This is a genomic window from Escherichia sp. WS1265, from assembly GCF_046487585.1.
Taxonomy (GTDB): domain Bacteria; phylum Pseudomonadota; class Gammaproteobacteria; order Enterobacterales; family Enterobacteriaceae; genus Escherichia; species Escherichia coli.
Genome location: NZ_JBJQJE010000080.1, coordinates 1 through 1,200 on the forward strand (window position 1 = coordinate 1; position 1,200 = coordinate 1,200).

At 55.1% G+C, this 1,200-nt stretch carries 4 protein-coding genes; all 4 read left to right on the plus strand.

The genetic code is table 11. The features are described 5' to 3' along the window. Positions 1 to 265: Ig domain-containing protein (locus ACJHX3_RS24870; RefSeq protein WP_410236249.1), on the plus strand; the 265-nt coding region annotated here is incomplete at its 5' end. A gap of 60 nt (positions 266 to 325) precedes the next feature. Continuing rightward, positions 326 to 712, plus strand: coding sequence for a phage tail assembly chaperone G (gpG, locus tag ACJHX3_RS24875; protein ID WP_001298500.1), 387 nt, complete (start codon positions 326 to 328; stop codon positions 710 to 712). 8 nt (positions 713 to 720) lie between these two features. Continuing rightward, entirely contained in the window at positions 721 to 1,050 is a 330-nt protein-coding gene (locus tag ACJHX3_RS24880; protein ID WP_001161009.1) for a phage tail assembly protein T, read from the plus strand. Further along, positions 1,022 to 1,200, plus strand: a 179-nt coding sequence (locus tag ACJHX3_RS24885; protein WP_180998816.1) for a hypothetical protein, incomplete at its 3' end; no start/stop codon positions are given. The genes ACJHX3_RS24880 and ACJHX3_RS24885, both read left to right, overlap by 29 nt.

The following is a 1,200-nucleotide window of genomic DNA, read 5'->3' on the forward strand; positions in this document are numbered from 1 at the left end:
CGTTACCGGGCTGACGGTGGCACCGGCATCTGCCAGTGTAAAAGTGGGAGCAACCACCACGCTGACCTTTACAGTAAAACCTGACGGAGCCAGTGACAAAGCGATCAGTGTGCATTCGTCAGATCCACAGACTGCCACGGTGACCCTGAACGGGCTTGTAGCCACGGTGAAAGGCGTGAAGCAGGGCAGTGTCAGCATTGTGGGCATGACCGCTGACGGGAATTTTGTGGCTGTGGCTGCGGTGACTGTCAGCGCCGCAGGTTAACAGGACGATACTCATCATTTGCCCCGGTTATCCGGGGCTTTTTTGCAGGTGGAGAACATGATGTTTCTGAAACAGGGCACGTTTAATTATGAAAAACAGTCCGTGGTGCTCAGTGAGCTGTCCGGGCTGCAGAGAATTGAATATCTGGCGTTTGTTCAGCAGCGAACGGCAAAGTTTGATGCCGGTGAGGGAGAACTGCCGGAGGCTGAACGACAGATTGCTTTTCTGCGGATGGGGATGGATATCAATGCCTGGCTGGTTTCCCGCTCACTGTGGAATGCGGATCAGTCTAAGGATGTAGAGACGCTTTGCGCATCCGTTATTACAACATGGTCGTATGATGCCCTGGGTGCGGGGGCGGAGATGGTTCTGTCGCTGAGCGGTATGGGGGCCATTGATAATGCCGGGGATGATGAGCATGAGGCGCTGACGCCGGAAAAGTCCTGACGCGGGAAATGCAGTTTGTCATGCGGCTTGCCCGGGAGTTCCGGCGGGCAGACTGGCGGCGGATGCTGTCGGAAATGTCGGCCACTGAGCTTGGTGAGTGGGGCGATTATTTCCGGATGCAGAGCTTCAGTGATGTGTGGATGGATGCGCAGTTTGCCTCGCTGAAGGCATTGATCGTGAGAATGGTGTCCGGCAGCAGTGATGCTGCGGTGGCTGATTTCAGCCTTTTACCGGAAGAGAACGGGATACCGGAGCGAACGGACGAAGAACTGATGCATCTTGGGGAAGGTATTTCCGGAGGTGTGCGTTATGGACCAGATAGCCAACCTGGTCATTGATTTGGGGATTGATGCGGCAGAGTTTAAAAATGAAATCCCCCGTATCAAAAACCTTCTGAATGGTGCAGCCAGCGATGCAGAACGGTCTTCTGCCCGTATGCAGCGTTTTATGGAGCGTCAGACTCAGGCCGCCCGGCAGACAACGCAGGC

Coding starts and splice junctions, on each gene's coding strand:
- gpG (WP_001298500.1), top strand. CDS start 326: ATGTTTCTGAAACAGGGCACGTTTAATTATGAAAAACAGTCCGTGGTG.
- ACJHX3_RS24880 (WP_001161009.1), top strand. CDS start 721: ATGCAGTTTGTCATGCGGCTTGCCCGGGAGTTCCGGCGGGCAGACTGG.